Source organism: Microbacterium sp. T2.11-28 (assembly GCF_950097975.1).
In the GTDB taxonomy this organism is placed as follows: domain Bacteria; phylum Actinomycetota; class Actinomycetes; order Actinomycetales; family Microbacteriaceae; genus Microbacterium.
This window is the reverse complement of sequence record NZ_CATNHF010000026.1, coordinates 1-368: the sequence shown is the minus strand read 5'-3', so window position 1 is coordinate 368 and position 368 is coordinate 1. Positions and strand designations below refer to the sequence as shown.

Sequence of the window (368 nt, the reverse complement as noted above, 5' to 3'; positions counted from 1 at the left end):
ACCGGGTGCTTACCAAAGTTACGACCTTCACCACCACCATGTGGGTGGTCTACCGGGTTCATCGCGGTACCGCGAACGGTCGGACGAACACCACGCCAGCGTGCAGCACCTGCTTTACCCAGAACGCGCAGCATATGCTCAGCATTGCCAACTTCGCCCAGAGTTGCACGGCAGTCTGCTTCTACTTTACGCATTTCACCAGAACGCAGACGCAGGGTGACATAAGCACCATCACGAGCAACGATCTGAACGTAAGTACCAGCGGAACGTGCCAGCTGACCGCCTTTACCTGGTTTCATTTCTACGTTATGAACAGTAGAACCAACCGGGATGTTGCGCATCGGCAGGGTGTTACCTGGTTTGATTGC

General features: G+C 54.9%; 1 protein-coding gene. It reads right to left on the bottom strand.

Features of this window, described 5'->3' with window-relative positions; all coding sequences use genetic code 11:
• A partial coding sequence (rplB, locus tag QQZ13_RS11125; RefSeq protein ID WP_284529185.1) for a 50S ribosomal protein L2 occupies positions 1-368 on the bottom strand: 368 nt, incomplete at both ends.